The sequence below is a fragment of the Thalassospira sp. MCCC 1A01428 genome (assembly GCF_002115825.1).
Classification (GTDB): Bacteria; Pseudomonadota; Alphaproteobacteria; order Rhodospirillales; family Thalassospiraceae; genus Thalassospira.
Genome location: NZ_JFJZ01000005.1, coordinates 1 through 16,220 on the forward strand (window position 1 = coordinate 1; position 16,220 = coordinate 16,220).

A 16,220-nucleotide genomic window follows, 5' to 3' on the forward strand; every position below is an offset into this window, starting at 1 on the left:
CGGGGACCCATTGGTCCCCGTTTTTTTTACATCAAGCTAAATTAAACCGCCGACTTTCAACAATATGAAACCCATGTTCAAGTCGGCGAGGCATTATTTTGTGCTTCAGACTCGGGTTCAGGCGCTTGACTGTCAGTCGTTCCCTGAAATGGCCCCACAAGATTGCTCCCCAAACCGTTCGTGTTCACTGACAATGTATCATTACGAGCAGCTTCATCTGCCGATAACTGCATCAATTCCGGTGAACTCAACATAATCTCGGTGTTGTTAAACAAATCCTGAACGGACTGACGGACTTCACCCACCTGCGTGGCATTTGTAGATGGCAGCGCCTTTGCCACATCAAGCGACGACTTAACAATTGCGACGCCTGCCGTGCGTGAGGTTGCAAAAACGGAAGGAATGGAAACAATACGCACCATTACCATTGTTGCCGTCGCAACCCCTGACGGGCTGGCGAACTGAACAGCAGGATTAGCCACAATGCGCGAAGACACGGATGCAATGTTCATTGCTTGTTGTGGTGCCGCCGCTTGAACATCGGCACGAGAGGCAACCGACAGGGCAGCTTGCGTTGTCGCAAGTGCAGCCTGGGGGTTGGTTGCAACCATGCTTTCGGCAAAGCTGGCCGTTTGCGCGGCCAGGTTTGCCGCCAAAGTGGGATTACCCGCACTTAAAGTATTTATTGCAGCAACAATGGCATCGCTATTGCCTGACAAAATAGCTGCACGCAACGCAGGCGGAAACTGTGCGTTTACCGGCGCAATCTGTGCCTGCGCCAAGGTTGGTCGATAAACACCAACAAACGCCGAAGCAACCAGAACGGCAACACCGAACGACTGCAAAAGTTTCATATCAACCCCTCAATATATAAATACAATTTAACATTATTGTACGCTTAAATCAGAAAACCAACAATCTGAAATAAAAAAATGGATGCTTACTTTCTACCAAAACTGACAATGGTGGGCAGATGAGGGTTTCAGCTTACCAGCCACGATACCCTGTCACCAACAATCCGTGTTTAAAGTTTGTTTCATCCCGGGTCAGACAATCGACCTATATAGATAGAGATCGGCCTTGCGCTTGTTACGGTAAGCTCGATACACATATGAAAATATGCGACTGGCAGGATCCGCCTGCCCGCGAAATCAGGATATGCGATCATTTCGGCGATCATGTCTAATCATCTGACACCAGAACTTTTGATCCGCGCCTATTCTGTGGGGTTGTTTCCCATGGCTGAAAGCCACGATGACCCAACCCTGTACTGGATTGATCCGGAATGGCGCGGGGTAATTCCGCTAGATGGTTTTCACGTCCCCCGCAGCCTGCGAAAGGTTGTTAGGCGGGGTGATTTTACCATACGTGTTGATGCCAATTTTTCAGGAACCATTGCCGCCTGTGCCGCAACGACAAATACACGCGAAGAAACATGGATCAATGCCAGTATCCGCGAGGCCTATTGCCACCTGCACGAAATGGGATGCGCCCATTCGATTGAAGCCTGGAAAGACGGTGAACTGGTCGGCGGATTATACGGGGTTAGTCTCGGCCAGGCCTTTTTTGGCGAAAGCATGTTTTCGCGCGCAACCAATGCATCCAAGGTGGCACTGGTACATCTGGTCGCCTTGATGCGCCAGGGCGGTTATCAATTGCTTGATACCCAATTTGTGAATGATCACTTAAAACAGTTTGGCGTTGTTGAAATTTCACGGGAAAAATACCGCACCAAACTTGCCAATGCACTGACCGGGCGGTCCAGCCTGCCCTTCCAGGCCGATCAGGAAGCGCTTGAAGCCGTATTGTGCGAAAAACCTTACCCGACGACATAACCCCGGCCATGTCCACAGACATGGCCGGAAAGTTAAAATCCGTTACCGTCACTAATTTATCGGCTGTCACGCAAAATTACTGCTGCAAACCCGGAAATGCCCAAATGCCTGCAACACGCAGCAAATCCCGATAAACAACCAGCTTTTCACTATCGCTAACTTTTGCTGCCTCTTCCATACTATCGAAATCAAGAGCGATAAGCGGATGTACCGGTGCATCGATGTCATATTGCGCCAGGGCATCTTCCAGTACAGTTTGTGCGCGCCGCATATGGCTGGCACTGGTCACCAAAATCACATCATCGGCCGTATGACGATGTAACAGGTTGGCAATATTCAACATATTGCCAACGGTATCCTTGGATTTGTCTTCCAGAATAATCCGGCCACGGGCAACACCCTGGTCCACCAGCCAGCGCATCATCATGTCACCTTCGGTAACTCCGGCCTGCGGTTGACCACCGGTAACCATCACATAAGCATCAGGGTTCCTTTTGGCCGCGGCCAGCCCCATTTCAAGCCGTTGCATCAAAGGCGGACGCATGCTGCCATCCTCGGCCAGTGCATATCCCAAAATCACGATGGTCGTATGATGCGCCAATGCTGGCACATCCTGATTGGGGGCCATAGACATTATGGTATCGGCGCGATCAAAACGTTTGCGAAAAGCATTTGCCTTTTCCCGGTTAATACCCGCCAACGCATCCATGTAATTATGATAGGCAGCATCATCATTGCGAATATGCGCAAGGGCGGCAAGCCACGCATAGGCATTAAAGGCGTTCGGATCGACGCGGGTAATACCGGTATAGGTTTCAATCGCGCCATCGATATTCTTTTGAAGAATACGCGCCGAAGCAACAGCATAGCGAAAGTCAAGCCGCTCGGGTGACAAGGCTGAGGCCTCGGCAAAGGCCTGTTCAACCACATCATAACGGCCATGAAGGGTAATTCCCTTAAACACCTCGGCCTCGGCTTTTTTAACGTCACCGCCTGACCAGTAATAATGCATGCCGGTATCAACCAGCTCGCGAATGCGCGCAGCATCGGTTTGCCCGGCGGCCAGTACCGACGAAAACGGAATGCCCGCCAACATCATCGCGGCAAGCCCAACCCTGATTGCTTTTTTTAGGTTCATTTTTGTACCCTGTTGTTTGACATGTCCAATTCACACATCAAAACAGAAGCACAAAAGAAATACCTTTTGAATACCAAATATTAGATTTTTCTGACCGAACTCCGAATGTGGTATCAACTGGTATTATTCTGAAGCCATTTAACAAGTCCACTGACTTTGCCTGGTTAAAAAGAAAGGGGCGAAACCAAATGGCCCCGCCCCTTATTATCAATTTAATTTCCGGAGTCCTAGATCAGGAAGCGGACACGCAAGGTGCCATTGATGGCTTCAAGTTCCTTGCGAATCCCAAGGCCCGGTTTAATTTCGTCGTCAACTTCGACGACAACATAACCAACCCCGCCTTCAGAGCGCAAATACTGCCCGGAAATGTTCATGCCACGGGTGGCAAACACATCGTTGATTTTCGACAAAACGCCCGGAACGTTACGATGGATATGCATGAAACGGGTATGATTACGGTTTTTAACCGGCAAGGCCACTTCGGGGAAGTTAACCGCACCAAGGGTGGAACCGTTATCGGAATAGGTAATCAGCTTGTCGGCCACTTCGATACCGATATTTTCCTGCGCTTCCTGGGTTGAACCACCGATATGCGGGGTCAGGATCACGTTGGTCATCCCGCGAAGCGGGCTTTCAAACTGTTCATCCTTGCCTGCCGGCTCCACCGGGAAGACATCAATCGCGGCACCGGCCAGATGACCACTTTCAAGGGCAGCGGCCAGATCTTCAATGACAACAACATTCCCGCGTGCAGCATTAATGAAATGGGCCCCAGGCTTCATTTTGCCCAGTTCAACCGACGTAATCATGTTTTTGGTCTGATCGTTTGCCGGAACATGCAGCGAAACAACATCCGAACGTGCCAAAAGATCGTCCATGCTGACACATGAGGTTGCATTGCCCATCGCCAGCTTGTTGATCACGTCATAATAAACAACATTCATCCCCAGCGATTCGGCCAGCACTGAAAGCTGCGATCCAATATGACCATATCCGATGATGCCCAACGTTTTGCCGCGCGCCTCGAACGAGCCTTTGGCATTTTTAAGCCAGCCACCGGCATGAGCCGATGCATTGCGCTGCGGAATACCGCGCATCAGCATAATAATCTGGCCCAGCACCAGTTCCGCGACCGAACGGGTATTGGAATAGGGTGCGTTAAATACCGGAATGCCACGCATGGCGGCGGCCGTCAGATTAACCTGATTGGTACCGATACAAAAACAACCGATCGATGTCAGTTTCGGCGCGGCATCAATAATTTCTTCCGTCAGTTTGGTGCGGGATCGTATACCAAGAAAATGCGCCTCGGAGACGACAGATTTCAGTTCGTCAGCGTCAAGAGCCGCGGGATACAGGTCGACATTTGAATAGCCGGCCTCCCGAAACATTTTAACAGCATTTTCATGGATACCTTCGAGCAGAACAATTTTAATTTTGTCCTTCTCCAACGAAAGCTTGCTGATCACGGCGTACCATCCTTTTCTTCGAAGAATATGCTGGGGTTTTTCCCAAGCCGTTCATGAAATAGGACCAACTTGCCGCGAGGTCAAAGGCTTTCCCTTGCACATATACGCATTGCGCCTATCTTTTGAACGCATATACCGGGTTCTGCGTAGGTTCCATACGGGTCAGCCTGCCGTCTGCCAATGGGGAAAAAATTGCCAATAGAGTTAAAAACCGCCACCGATATCCATCAGATCGGGGCCGAGGCATGGGATGCCTGTGCAGGGTCGGCCAATCCGTTTGTCAGCTTTGCGTTTTTATCTGCCATGGAAGACAGCCAATCGGCCCATGCCGATACCGGGTGGCAGCCGTTTCATATTATCTGCACCGACGATGATGGCACGATTGTCGGGGTCGCCCCCCTTTATGTCAAAGGTCATTCATACGGTGAATATGTGTTTGACTGGGCCTGGGCCGATGCCTTTCAGCGGGCCGGCGGCAAATATTACCCCAAACTGCAATCGGCAGTGCCTTTTTCTCCGGTGCCGGGCCCTCGCCTGCTGGTACGGGCAGACCACCCTGCCCCCAACGACATTCGCAAGGCCCTTGCGCAAGGTCTTGCCGCCCTGCCCGCGCAACTGGGGCTTTCGGGTGTTCATGTTACCTTTTGCAGTGAAGATGAAAGCCGGATCATGGCTGAGAACGGGTTTTTGCCGCGTGTCGGCATTCAATATCACTGGAAAAACCGTGGATATGAAAGTTTTGACGACTTTCTAGGTGCCCTAAACTCGCGCAAGCGCAAAAACATTCGCAAAGAACGCCGCCAGGTTGTCGAAGCGGGATACAGCTTTGCGGCCCTGTCCGGTGACGATTTGAAAACCGTTCACTGGGACCGTTTTTTTGAATTTTACCGTGACACAACAGATCGAAAATGGGGTGAAGCCTATCTAACCCGCGACTTTTTCGACCTGCTACACGACCGGCTACGCGACAATGTCGTACTTGTCACCGCTTCACACGATGGCAACATTGTTGCCGGGGCGTTAAACCTGATCGGCGAGAAAACACTCTATGGACGCAATTGGGGCAGCATTGACCGCACACCCATGCTGCATTTTGAAACCTGTTATTATCAGGCCATCGACCTTGCAATTGAGCGCAAACTTGAAACCGTTGAAGCTGGCGCCCAGGGCGAACATAAAATTCAGCGTGGCTATGAACCGGTACTAACCCATTCTGCCCATTTTTTGCGTCATGAAGGGCTACGCGCAGCCATTGCGCAATTTCTGGATCAGGAACGTGCCGGGATCGAACAGGACAGCCTGTTTATCAAGGACGAACACAGCCCCTACCGGCAAGACAATTAACACAAACGACGGGTACCACACGTAAAAAGGACCAGGGCACTTCACCCCGGTCCTTTATCGTCATGACATCTGTTTCCAAGACCGGATTGACCGGTTTCAATCAAAGAGTCCCGGCATCCTCAACGAACAGCCACACTAGACTTTGCGCACTTCATCAAGAAAGCCCTGAACATGCTCCAGCAACTGATCGTTCGCAGCTGACAAACGCCCCACACAGCCAAGCTGCCCGTTTGAAAGTTCACCGCTTTGGGTAGCAGACCGTGCCACACTGCTTACCGCACTGTTGATTTGCTGGTTACCATTAGCAACGCCATCGACGCTGCGTGAAATTTCGTGAGTTGCAGCACCCTGTTCCTCAACCGCGCTGGCAACCACGGCCATCAACCCCTCGATATTGCGAATGGTCTCGGCAAAGGTACGAACTGCCGCTGCTGCCGCACCGGTTTCAGACTGCATTTCCGTAATCTTGATCGTAATCTGTTCGGTCGCACGTGCAGTTTGTGCCGCCAGATTTTTAACCTCGCCTGCAACCACGGCAAATCCCTTTCCGGCTTCTCCGGCGCGGGCTGACTCAATGGTTGCGTTCAAAGCCAAAAGGTTGGTTTGATTGGCAATATCGCTAATCAGGTTCACCACTTCGCCAACACTTTGCGCAGCTTCGTTAAGCTGTAATACGCGCTGGTTGGTTTGCTCGGTATCACGTACGGCTTTCTGGGCAATACCGGTAACCTGTGAAATCTGATGCGAAATTTCGTTAATCGAGGACGAAAGCTGTGTCGTTGCTGTTGCCACAGTTTCGATATTTGCAGTTGATTCCTCGGCCTGCTCGGCAACACTTTGGGCATGGTCGTTGGCGCGTGCAGAATGATCTGACAACTGCTCGGATGCACCACGTACTTCACCAAGGGCCATTGTTACAGTGTTAAGGACTTCGCTGATCTGGCGATCAAACTGGTCGGAAAGTTCACCCATCTTGCGGCTCCGCTCCAGCTGACGTTGCGCTTCGATACGTTCCTGTTCAGAAAGACGCAGTCGCTCGGCAGCATTTTCACGAAACACCTGCAATGCCCGCGACATATCACCTACCTCATCGGTACGTTTCATTTTTGCAATTTGAACATTAACGTCGCCAGCGGCAAGTTTACCCATGGCAGCTGTCATATCGCGGATCGGCGTTGCAATCATGCGCGACAATATCGTTGCAAACAAAACCGCAATCGTCACCAGGGCAATCACACCAACAACGAGGGTGATCACAAATGCTCTCATGGCGTCGTTCTGGTTTTGCTCCAGCCCATCACGTGACTGGTCGATATAATCTTCCAGTTGATGGGCGGCCTCGGTGGCTTTAAGGGCCAACGCACGGGGTTCACCTGATGCTTCAATTGCGCGGGCATGGTTTACTGTAAGATACTGACGCATCAGTTGCGCCTGACGATTGGCAATTTCTTCCCAGCCATCAATCGCAGCTTCCATTTCGCTGGCCAGCCGGCGAATTTCGGTATCACTGGTGGCGGTTTCCATCAACTGCGCCACACTTTTGTCGGTCAAATCAACTGCTTCGCGATAGGCCGTCAATCCGCTTCTGTCACCTGTGGTCAGAAAATAGGTCATTTCCTGCCGGGCAGTTCGATAATAACGATCAATATCGGTGAAATTTTCTTCGATACTTGTCAGTTGCGCCGTGCCTTTGCTTGCATTCTGCACCAGGCGCATCGCATTTAATCCTGCCCCGCCGACACATAAAATAACGGCAATAATTACCGCAAAACATGCCGCAAGTTTGGTTGGAATAAGCATATTCTTTATGTACATCATAACACTTGATCCCTTAAAGGCCCTTGCGGCGCGCAAGTTCGGTAAGATTGATTTCGATTGTCACAGCCCCCATCGGCACACCGGCACTATCTGCCAGCGTCATATTAAGCTGCGAGCGCCAGTTATCGGCGGCCTCGTTATATTCGGCTTCGTCGATAAAAACCGCCGTCGCCCCCTGCGGATAGGTTTTTTGAAATTTCGCTTCATCACCTTGCCAGAAATCCGACGTGATAGCGCTTTGCCCGACATTAAGACCGTGTGCATCCATAACGAATATTTCGCTATAAAGTCCGCCAGAGCGCGCCTGAATCTGGGTCAGGTATCCCGATAAAGGATTAGTCAAGACCGCCGCAATAATCGGCTGGTCTTCGGCTTCGCGCTCGGTGCGCCATTCCTTGTCGGCGGCATCAATATCGACCTGTGACAGGTTTTGGTTGCGCTTGTTCTGGCCCTTCACCGATATTTCGACCACCGGATTGGTAAGCCACTCGCGTACGGCTGAAATAACAGTTGCATCAATTAGTTGCTCCGGCGCGCCCGGCGAGGCCTGCTTGGCCAAAGCACCATTCGCTATAAGCAACGCTGTCGCGCCTGCCGCCAGCGCCCAATGGGACTTACTAAATCGCTTCATCGCACTTCCTTTGCCATTCTTTGACGCGCCATCTCTTTATAACTTGGGTTCAAGCGCAAAATTAACAGGGCAACTCGCATAAAAATTGCCATTTGGTATAGCAGCAACCTATACGAAAAGAATAATGCCGTAACATCCTAATTTGGGGAGTGCTCTATTATGATGGGGAAAATATCGTGCCGTTGTGTCTGCCCGCCCTAATTTCGGGCAAGAAAAAAGCGGCGATACGAAATCGCCGCTAAGTTTTGGTTGGGACACGAGCAAACTGCAGAAGATTACGTTGTTCCAGGCGCACCGTAGCGCGCCCCTGCACAGAACAACTGTCCGCTATAACCTATGCAGGTGCCGTGCCAGTTTTGGAAAATTAAAATTTCGCTGATTTTAGCGGTATAGAGTAGTAATACCTTCGGAGGATATGGTCCAGATTCGCAATTTGAAAAAAAATCTTTGCAATTTGCGAAATTCACTTCCCCATTTTGCGAAAATTCTCAACGACACTCTTCTAACGCGATGAAAATCCCCACCAAAGCACGCGAAAACAGCAACTCGCTACTGTCTTTGATCTTTCAAATTAAATTCGCATTCTGCGGATATTGCGTTATCACCTAAAAAAACCGCCTATATCTGGTATAGGCTAAGCCATACCCCACCCCACACGATCGGATTGGAATACTTACAAGATAGCGTACAAATTAACGAAACTTCTTCTTTTTAGCCGTCGATGATTTTTTGCCAAAATTCAAAAGTGTCGGCGCGTGCTGGATGATTTCCTCAAGGATATCCTTGGCCATATCCAGATCATCCTGGGCACTTTCATCAAGGTCACTTTTGTAACGCGGATCAGAGAGCATTTTTTCAGCTTCATACAATGTCCGAAGCTCGCTCTGGAACAGCTCACGTGACCCCAAAGGCAAAAACGCCTTGGCGCTCATCACAAAAAAGAACTTAAGGCTGGTTTTAATCACCAGTCGCAACATCAGAACCTGCAATTTATGAAACTGCGATTCCAGTTCATCCTTTCGGGGATGCGCATCAAGGGCCGCCAGCCGTTCAGAAAGAATCAATGACAATGCCTTAAAATTATCGACCTGTTCGCGAAACGGGCGATAACGGGTAACGTCTGTTGCATCGGCCATTACCTCGAGCTCAGCTGCAATCGACACTAAAATGCGCCCGCGCTTTTCCAACTGCGACAGAAAATGCTCGACCTCTTTAGTTTTTTGTTTTTGTGTCGATGAATTCATAAACTGCCGGAACAATCCTTAATTGAAAATGCATCCGGCCCAAACGAAAGACCGGATGCATCCCAAGATACTATGCTATGGCCCGATAGCAAGCCTGAACAGTTAAACCCTTTGAAATCAGGCTCAAATCCTATTCAACCATTTCCGGGTCACGGGTTTCACTTTTACCTGACTGATAATCGGGGAACCGAAAAACAACACCGTCATTCTCGATATCGACCAGAACAGAACCACCCTTTTCAAGTTTGCCAAACAGCAACTCTTCGGCCAGCGGCTTTTTAACATGCTCCTGGATAACCCGACCAAGGGGACGGGCACCAAACGCCGGATCATAGCCACGATCAGCAAGCCAAGTGCGCGCAGCCTCTGTCAGCTCGATAGAGACATTGCGATCCGCCAGCTGAACTTCAAGCTGCAAAATGAACTTATCCACGACCATCTTGACAACGTCTGCTTGCAGATGGGTGAACGGAATAACCGCATCCAGACGGTTGCGGAATTCAGGGCTAAAGGTACGCTTGATCGCCTCTTCATCCTCGCCAATACGCTGGTCCCGCATAAATCCGATGGCGGGTTTCGCCATATCCGATGCACCGGCATTGGTGGTCATCACCAGCACAATATTACGGAAATCAACAGTCTTACCGTTATTATCCGTCAGCTTGCCGTGATCCATTACCTGCAGCAGGATATTGAACAGGTCGGGATGGGCTTTTTCAATTTCATCAAGCAGCACCACCGCATGGGGATGCTGATCGACGGCATCAGTTAAAAGACCACCCTGATCAAAGCCGACATACCCAGGAGGCGCGCCAATCAGACGCGAGACACTATGGCGTTCCATATATTCGGACATGTCGAACCGCACAAACTCGATCCCCATAACATGGGCCAGCTGTTTGGTAACTTCGGTTTTACCAACCCCGGTCGGGCCGGAAAACAGATAAGACCCAATCGGCTTTTCAGGCTCGCGCAAACCGGCACGGGCCAGCTTGATCGCGCTTGAAAGGGCCTCGATGGCTTTATCCTGACCAAACACCACCGTTTTCAGGTCACGTTCAATATTTTGCAATGCCTTGCGGTCATCACTTGATACCGACTTGGCCGGAATACGGGCGATTTTGGCAACAATTTCCTCGACATCACGCTTGCTGATCGTGCGTTTGCGCTTGCTGGGGGCCACCAGCATCCGCGATGCACCAACCTCGTCAATTACATCAATCGCACTATCAGGGCGCTTGCGGTCGTTAATATAGCGTGACGCCAGCTCAACCGCCGACCGAATAGCTTCGTTGGTGTATTTTACGTGATGATGTTCTTCGTAATAAGGCTTCAGACCCTTGAGAATCTTGATGGTATCTTCCAGCGATGGTTCATCAACATCTATTTTCTGAAAACGACGCACAAGGGCGCGGTCTTTTTCAAAATGACCCCGGAATTCCTTGTAAGTCGTCGACCCGATGCACCGCAATGCGCCACTGGCAAGGGCAGGTTTCAAAAGGTTGGACGCATCCATCGCCCCGCCTGATGTGGCACCGGCCCCAATCACAGTATGAATTTCGTCAATGAACAGCACGGCATTATCATGCTCGTCCAGCTCCTTGACGACAGCCTTCAGCCGTTCTTCAAAATCCCCGCGATAGCGCGTACCTGCCAAAAGCGAACCCATATCAAGGGCAAAGATCGTCGCACCCAACAAAACTTCCGGCACATCACCATCAACAATACGTTTGGCAAGCCCTTCAGCAATGGCGGTTTTACCAACCCCCGGGTCACCAACATAAAGCGGATTATTTTTGGTTCTGCGGCACAAAACCTGAATGGTGCGGTCAATTTCGCTCTGCCGGCCAATCAGCGGATCAATTTTGCCTTTTTGCGCCTTAACATTCAAATTAACGCAATAAGCCTTTAGCGCTTCGCCTTCCTTGGCCGCACCTGGCTCGTCGGCATCCTGTGCGCCAGTGGCACCCAGGTCTTCTTCGGCGCCGCGCGGAATACGACGTTCATTAAGCTCAGGCGTTTTGGCAATGCCATGCGAAATATAGTTCACCGCATCCAGCCGCGTCATATCCTGCAATTGCAGGTAATACACCGCATGGGATTCACGTTCGGAAAACAGGGCAACCAGAACATTGGCACCCGTTACCTCTTCGCGGCCCGAAGACTGAACGTGAATGGCAGCACGCTGAATAACACGTTGAAAACCGGCTGTCGGCTTGGGGTCAACCAGACGGGCGCTGATCAGGCCCGAAAGTTCGCTGTCGGCGAAATCACGCAATTCATTGCGCAACCGGTCAACATCAACCCGGCATGCCTTGAACACAGCGATCGCATCCTGATCTTCGGTCAGCGATAGCAGCAAATGTTCCAGCGTTGCATATTCGTGTCGCCGTTCGGATGCATATGCAAGCGCACGGTGCAGGCTTTCTTCCAGATTACGCGAGAGCATGTATGACTACTCCTTCTCTATCGTGCACTGCAACGGGTGCTGGTTCTGGCGTGCCAGGTCCATCACCTGATTGACCTTGGTTTCAGCGATTTCATAGGTAAACACGCCACAAATCCCTACGCCCTTGCGATGAACCTGCAACATGATTGCCGTCGCTTCTTCCCGTCCCTTTCCAAAGAATTGTTCCAGGACGAGAACGACAAATTCCATCGGCGTGTAGTCATCATTGAGCAACAACACCTTGTACATTGCCGGTTTTTTGGTTTTCGGCCGTGTCTTAGTTACCACTCCCGTGGTCGGGAGGCCGTCACCCTGATTGCCCTGATCACTCATAACCTGCTAACCGGAATCCTTTTTGTTGCGCTTTGTAAAACATGATAGGTCAACATGCCTCTGTTTCAAAGCCCCGTAAACTCAGTCCACGAAAACATTACTCATTTACATGTCATGTAAGGTGCGAATGCGGCGACGCAAGATGCAGAAGTGAAACTTGGCCGCCCGAAGCAACACCAAATTGTGAACGCTGCGTTCTGGCCCAAATGCATAAAACGGGCGCGATCATCGACCGCACCCGCCCTGTTAGACATCTTTTCCGCACAGCATGAAACCAGCTGTGCGCGGTATATTATTTCGTGGCAAATGCCGTGTCAGCCGGCAGCTTTGTTTTCCCAGCTTTTCCCGATCAATGACACACCATCATTCCACATACCCAGCCAGATTTCCTGAATACGGGAATGTTCTTCAAGGGCACCATCGACCATCCGCTTGACGATACGGGAATTGACTTCCTGCACATCTTCAATTTTTTCTACTTTGGAAAGAGCCTCGACATCCGACTGCGCGGCATCAAGCTCGCGCTGCATCCAGGCCATCCACTCCTTACTCAGAAGTCCACCGGTTTCCACCATTTTTGACGATGCCTGCATCATGCCGTCCCAGTTGGCGAAATGTGACTGGAACAAGTCTTCATACTGGCTGGTAAAATGTGAACCGGCATCAGAATAAAGGTCGGTCTGGTCTGATACGGCATCAACCAAACTGGCAAATGCTTCGTTTGCGGCTTCTTGTGCCGATGTGATCATTTTAACAACATCATCAGACTGCCAGGCTTCAAAAAGCTGCGACACCGGAACCAAAGGCACAGGAATTTCAGCTTCGACCTTTTGAGTAACCTTTACCGTGTCGTTCGCGGCAGAATCATCAAGACTTACTTCTACCTTGCTCACCGGCGTCACCATTTCGGCGGTTACCGGCGCAATAATTTCAGGGGCCTTGGGCGCCTGTTCGGCAGCCTTGTTTACCGCCGCTGTTGCGGCCTGCGTTGCGCTGGTTGCGGTTGCCTTTGCAACCTCGGCCTGCTTCGCAGTTGCCGACTTCACGGTTTCAGCGGATTTTGCCACGCTATCGGATGCCGCCCCAGTCTCTTTGGCGGCAGTAACATTTGCCGATTTTTCAGCAGGCTTGCTTGCCCCGGCAGCAGCGGCACGTTGCGGTCGCGATGCTGCCTTTGCTGGTGTCTTTGCAGACGAAGCCGGAGTTTTCCTCGCCGCGGAAGCAGCAGGTTTGCTTGCGGTTGCCGCTGGCGCAGTCTTGCTGCCCGAAGCGCTACCGGAAGGCGTTTTTGACGCGGCCTGCACAGAAGCGCCAGACGAGTTCTTCGCAGATGCAGCACCGGCTGTCACTGTTTTCGCAGATGAGTCAGGAGCCGCAGCCGACGCAGTTGCTTTTGCGCTGGATGCTGACGGTTTATCGGATTTAGCAGGCACCTTTTTCGGGGTCGTCACCATTGTGCCGTCCTCCATTTACGAGTTTCAGGATAGCCATATCGATGTTGCAATGCAGCAAAACCTTAGATGGAAACGCGTAAAACGTCAAGGATACTTTCGTGACATTGAATTCACAAAACAACCCGCCCGGGAAATACCGTTGAAAAACAAACGGGCTGGCAAATGCCAACCCGTTTATATTCTGTTTTATTGAAGAGTATTTCCCCGAACAGTCCGATAAAAATTACGATCCTGCTCGTCACGGTCATGTCCGATGGTTGGATCCGGGCTTAATGCCACGTCCGGGTCCGGTGCCGGTGGTAACGGGTCCACCTGTCCCGCAACCTTTTGCAGAACAATCGGGAAATGCAGGTCTCTTAAATCATCATCACCATTGGCCCAGGCTGCCAGGGTTATTTGTTTTTGCGAACAGCCCAACGCTACCCAATAATAGTTTTCCGAATGCAAACGAAGACCGTCCCGATTCTGGGTGCCAAAACCATCTTCCTGCATCGCGTCAGTCAATGTCAGATATTGCTGGCGCGTCAATGTCTGGCGCACAGGTTCACCGCTGAAAGCGCCAAGTGGTGATCGTACAGACACATTCATTTCACTTACATCAAGGGGACCAAACATATGCGAAACCATTGTGAAGTTATCGGTTCCCGTTTGCGGCGTAACATCAAATGTCCGCACATCCTTATAATAATCGGCATTATAAACAATGCGAATCCGCCCTTCGGCCTCGCCCGCTGAACAGGCAGTTCGCAGATCATCGCCATTCAAATATGAAAACCAGCTTGCCTTGCGCACAACCGGATTCGCAATGTCACTGGTCGCGGTATAGCTGCAACCGGCCAAAATTGCGGCTGCAGACACCGCGGAAACAAACTTCAGGAATCCAGCCCGCTTTGACGCTATATCATTGTGCGGTCTATGTATTTCTGTGGGCATTTTTACCTCTGTTTTGACAGACTCGATCACAAGTCATAAACTTACGTGCAATTGGGGCATCGGCAAGGCACATTGACCTGTCAGTATTCTTCATTCCGTTAAGCATTTTTTTAGTCGGAACTGGCATGCTGGCCTCAACCGTCTTGGGGATACTCGTTAACCGGACATTGTTTATGATTTCTCTGTTCCGCGTCGGCCCTGCCATGCCGACCAGACAACCAGACTCCGCTGACTTTTCGCCATCACGCATGACGGGCCGAAGGCTTTTATGCGTGATGGGCATGGTTTTGTTCGCCTTGCTTGCGCTCCCGATGATAAGTGCGCCTGCCGTCGCGAGGACCTATACCGCATTAATCATTGATGCCGAAAGCGGCCAGGTGCTGCATGAATATCGTGCGGATCAAAAGGTTTATCCTGCGTCACTGACCAAAATCATGACGCTTTATATGCTGTTTGACGCACTTGATAGCGGCAAGGTCACGCTGGCAACCCGCATGCCGGTTTCCAAACGGGCGTGGGGCCAGGCACCGTCAAAACTTGGCGTTCAACCCGGTGACACCATCGCGGTCAAGGATGCCATTCTGGCGCTGGTCACCAAATCGGCCAATGATGTTGCCGTTGTGATTGGCGAATATCTGGGGGGCACGGAAACCAAGTTTGCCCAGATGATGACGTCGACCGCGCGCAGAATCGGCATGAAAAGCACAACTTTTCGCAATGCATCGGGCCTGCCCAACCGGGGGCAGATGACCACGGCGCGCGATATGGTTCGTCTCGCCTTGCGCCTGCGCAATGATTTTGGTGACTATTATCACTTCTTTTCAACGCAGAAATTTACTTATGGCAACCGCACTTATGGCAACCATAATAATCTTCTGGCGTCGTACTATGGCACAGATGGCATCAAAACCGGTTTCATCAACGCATCGGGTTTTAACCTGGTCGCATCGGTCAAACGCGATGGCAAACGCCTGATCGGGGCCGTATTTGGTGGCCGCACCGCCCGTTCGCGCGATGACCAAATGAAAAAACTGCTTGATAAAGCCTATGTCGAACTAAAAAAAGATGGTGAAATTATTCCGCCGCGGCCGCGCATCAGCCCGGAAGACAAAATTCTTCCTGCAGACACGCAATTGCTGATCGCCAAGCTGAATAACGCCAACGAGGGGCAAATTCCCGGTCATATCGATACTGACACCATCGTCACCCGCATAAAGCCAACACAAGGCGGCTGGGGCATTCAGGTTGGTGCCTTTAGCGACCAGCGCCGCGCCCAGGAAGCCGTCTTGACCGCTGCGCGCAGTGCCCCTGAAATTTTACGCCTAACCCGTGCTGCCGTTGAGCAACAGGAATCAGACAGTGGCGTTGTCTATCGGGCACGGCTGATTGGGTTTGGTGCCGAGGAAGACGCACGCAGTGCCTGTGCGGCCTTGCAACGCCAGAACATGGCCTGCATTCCTGTCGTCACACCTGACGACGCCGGATAAGCACGACCCGAATATCACAAGCATTTTTGATCAGGGCTGCCAAATTGGCAGCCCTTAATCTTTGGCGTAACCCGCGGAACAAAGA

General features: G+C 51.1%; 14 protein-coding genes. 4 read left to right on the plus strand and 10 right to left on the minus strand.

Annotated features, from left to right (window positions below; all coding sequences use genetic code 11):
* Positions 1-77: 77 nt before the first annotated feature.
* Entirely contained in the window at positions 78-854 is a 777-nt protein-coding gene (locus tag THS27_RS05770; RefSeq protein WP_085588795.1) for a hypothetical protein, read from the minus strand.
* A 324-nt stretch (positions 855-1,178) separates the two neighbouring features.
* On the opposite strand from THS27_RS05770, the gene aat reads away from it, so the two are divergent.
* On the plus strand, positions 1,179-1,835 hold the full coding sequence (gene aat, locus THS27_RS05775) for a leucyl/phenylalanyl-tRNA--protein transferase (protein WP_085588797.1): 657 nt from the start codon (positions 1,179-1,181) through the stop codon (positions 1,833-1,835).
* 76 nt (positions 1,836-1,911) lie between these two features.
* On the opposite strand, the gene THS27_RS05780 is transcribed toward aat, so the two are convergent.
* Positions 1,912-2,973: an ElyC/SanA/YdcF family protein gene (locus THS27_RS05780; RefSeq protein ID WP_085588799.1), complete on the minus strand. Its 1,062-nt coding sequence runs from the start codon at positions 2,971-2,973 to the stop codon at positions 1,912-1,914.
* A 227-nt stretch (positions 2,974-3,200) separates the two neighbouring features.
* Positions 3,201-4,439, minus strand: coding sequence for a phosphoglycerate dehydrogenase (gene serA, locus THS27_RS05785; RefSeq protein ID WP_371455214.1), 1,239 nt, complete (start codon positions 4,437-4,439; stop codon positions 3,201-3,203).
* Positions 4,440-4,634: 195 nt separating this feature from the next.
* Here serA and THS27_RS05790 point away from each other — a divergent pair, with 195 nt between their 5' ends.
* Positions 4,635-5,786: a GNAT family N-acetyltransferase gene (locus tag THS27_RS05790; RefSeq protein WP_246832856.1), complete on the plus strand. Its 1,152-nt coding sequence runs from the start codon at positions 4,635-4,637 to the stop codon at positions 5,784-5,786.
* Between the two features lie 135 nt (positions 5,787-5,921).
* On the opposite strand, the gene THS27_RS05795 is transcribed toward THS27_RS05790, so the two are convergent.
* From THS27_RS05795 to THS27_RS05820, 6 genes are all read right to left on the minus strand, one after another.
* The gene (locus THS27_RS05795; RefSeq protein ID WP_085588805.1) at positions 5,922-7,604 is read right to left on the minus strand and encodes a methyl-accepting chemotaxis protein; all 1,683 of its coding nucleotides are present in this window, start codon (positions 7,602-7,604) and stop codon (positions 5,922-5,924) included.
* A 13-nt stretch (positions 7,605-7,617) separates the two neighbouring features.
* Positions 7,618-8,235, minus strand: coding sequence for a hypothetical protein (locus THS27_RS05800; protein WP_085588807.1), 618 nt, complete (start codon positions 8,233-8,235; stop codon positions 7,618-7,620).
* Positions 8,236-8,927: 692 nt separating this feature from the next.
* Complete coding sequence (locus tag THS27_RS05805; protein WP_246832857.1) at positions 8,928-9,398, minus strand: hypothetical protein; 471 nt, start codon at positions 9,396-9,398, stop codon at positions 8,928-8,930.
* Between the two features lie 211 nt (positions 9,399-9,609).
* Positions 9,610-11,928 (minus strand): ATP-dependent Clp protease ATP-binding subunit ClpA, encoded by a 2,319-nt coding sequence (clpA, locus tag THS27_RS05810; RefSeq protein WP_085588811.1) that lies wholly within the window; start codon positions 11,926-11,928, stop codon positions 9,610-9,612.
* A 6-nt stretch (positions 11,929-11,934) separates the two neighbouring features.
* Positions 11,935-12,261 (minus strand): ATP-dependent Clp protease adapter ClpS, encoded by a 327-nt coding sequence (gene clpS, locus THS27_RS05815; RefSeq protein ID WP_085588813.1) that lies wholly within the window; start codon positions 12,259-12,261, stop codon positions 11,935-11,937.
* A 314-nt stretch (positions 12,262-12,575) separates the two neighbouring features.
* A complete protein-coding gene (locus THS27_RS05820) occupies positions 12,576-13,328 on the minus strand; it encodes a phasin family protein (RefSeq protein WP_085588815.1) in 753 nt (250 codons plus the stop codon).
* Between the two features lie 190 nt (positions 13,329-13,518).
* On the opposite strand from THS27_RS05820, the gene THS27_RS26870 reads away from it, so the two are divergent.
* Entirely contained in the window at positions 13,519-13,908 is a 390-nt protein-coding gene (locus THS27_RS26870; RefSeq protein WP_168184833.1) for a hypothetical protein, read from the plus strand.
* Here the strand turns inward: THS27_RS26870 and THS27_RS05830 are convergent.
* A complete protein-coding gene (locus tag THS27_RS05830) occupies positions 13,902-14,573 on the minus strand; it encodes a hypothetical protein (protein WP_246832858.1) in 672 nt (223 codons plus the stop codon). The genes THS27_RS26870 and THS27_RS05830 overlap by 7 nt on opposite strands.
* A gap of 248 nt (positions 14,574-14,821) precedes the next feature.
* Between THS27_RS05830 and THS27_RS05835 the strand changes: the two genes are divergently transcribed.
* Complete coding sequence (locus tag THS27_RS05835; RefSeq protein ID WP_246832859.1) at positions 14,822-16,135, plus strand: D-alanyl-D-alanine carboxypeptidase; 1,314 nt, start codon at positions 14,822-14,824, stop codon at positions 16,133-16,135.
* Positions 16,136-16,220: the final 85 nt, after the last annotated feature.

What these genes read in the sequence shown, in the direction of transcription:
- THS27_RS05770 (WP_085588795.1), bottom strand. Translation starts at nt 854, where the DNA reads ATGAAACTTTTGCAGTCGTTCGGTGTTGCCGTTCTGGTTGCTTCGGCG.
- aat (WP_085588797.1), top strand. Translation starts at nt 1,179, where the DNA reads ATGTCTAATCATCTGACACCAGAACTTTTGATCCGCGCCTATTCTGTG.
- THS27_RS05780 (WP_085588799.1), bottom strand. Translation starts at nt 2,973, where the DNA reads ATGAACCTAAAAAAAGCAATCAGGGTTGGGCTTGCCGCGATGATGTTG.
- THS27_RS05795 (WP_085588805.1), bottom strand. Translation starts at nt 7,604, where the DNA reads ATGATGTACATAAAGAATATGCTTATTCCAACCAAACTTGCGGCATGT.
- THS27_RS05800 (WP_085588807.1), bottom strand. Translation starts at nt 8,235, where the DNA reads ATGAAGCGATTTAGTAAGTCCCATTGGGCGCTGGCGGCAGGCGCGACA.
- clpA (WP_085588811.1), bottom strand. Translation starts at nt 11,928, where the DNA reads ATGCTCTCGCGTAATCTGGAAGAAAGCCTGCACCGTGCGCTTGCATAT.
- clpS (WP_085588813.1), bottom strand. Translation starts at nt 12,261, where the DNA reads ATGAGTGATCAGGGCAATCAGGGTGACGGCCTCCCGACCACGGGAGTG.
- THS27_RS05835 (WP_246832859.1), top strand. Translation starts at nt 14,822, where the DNA reads ATGATTTCTCTGTTCCGCGTCGGCCCTGCCATGCCGACCAGACAACCA.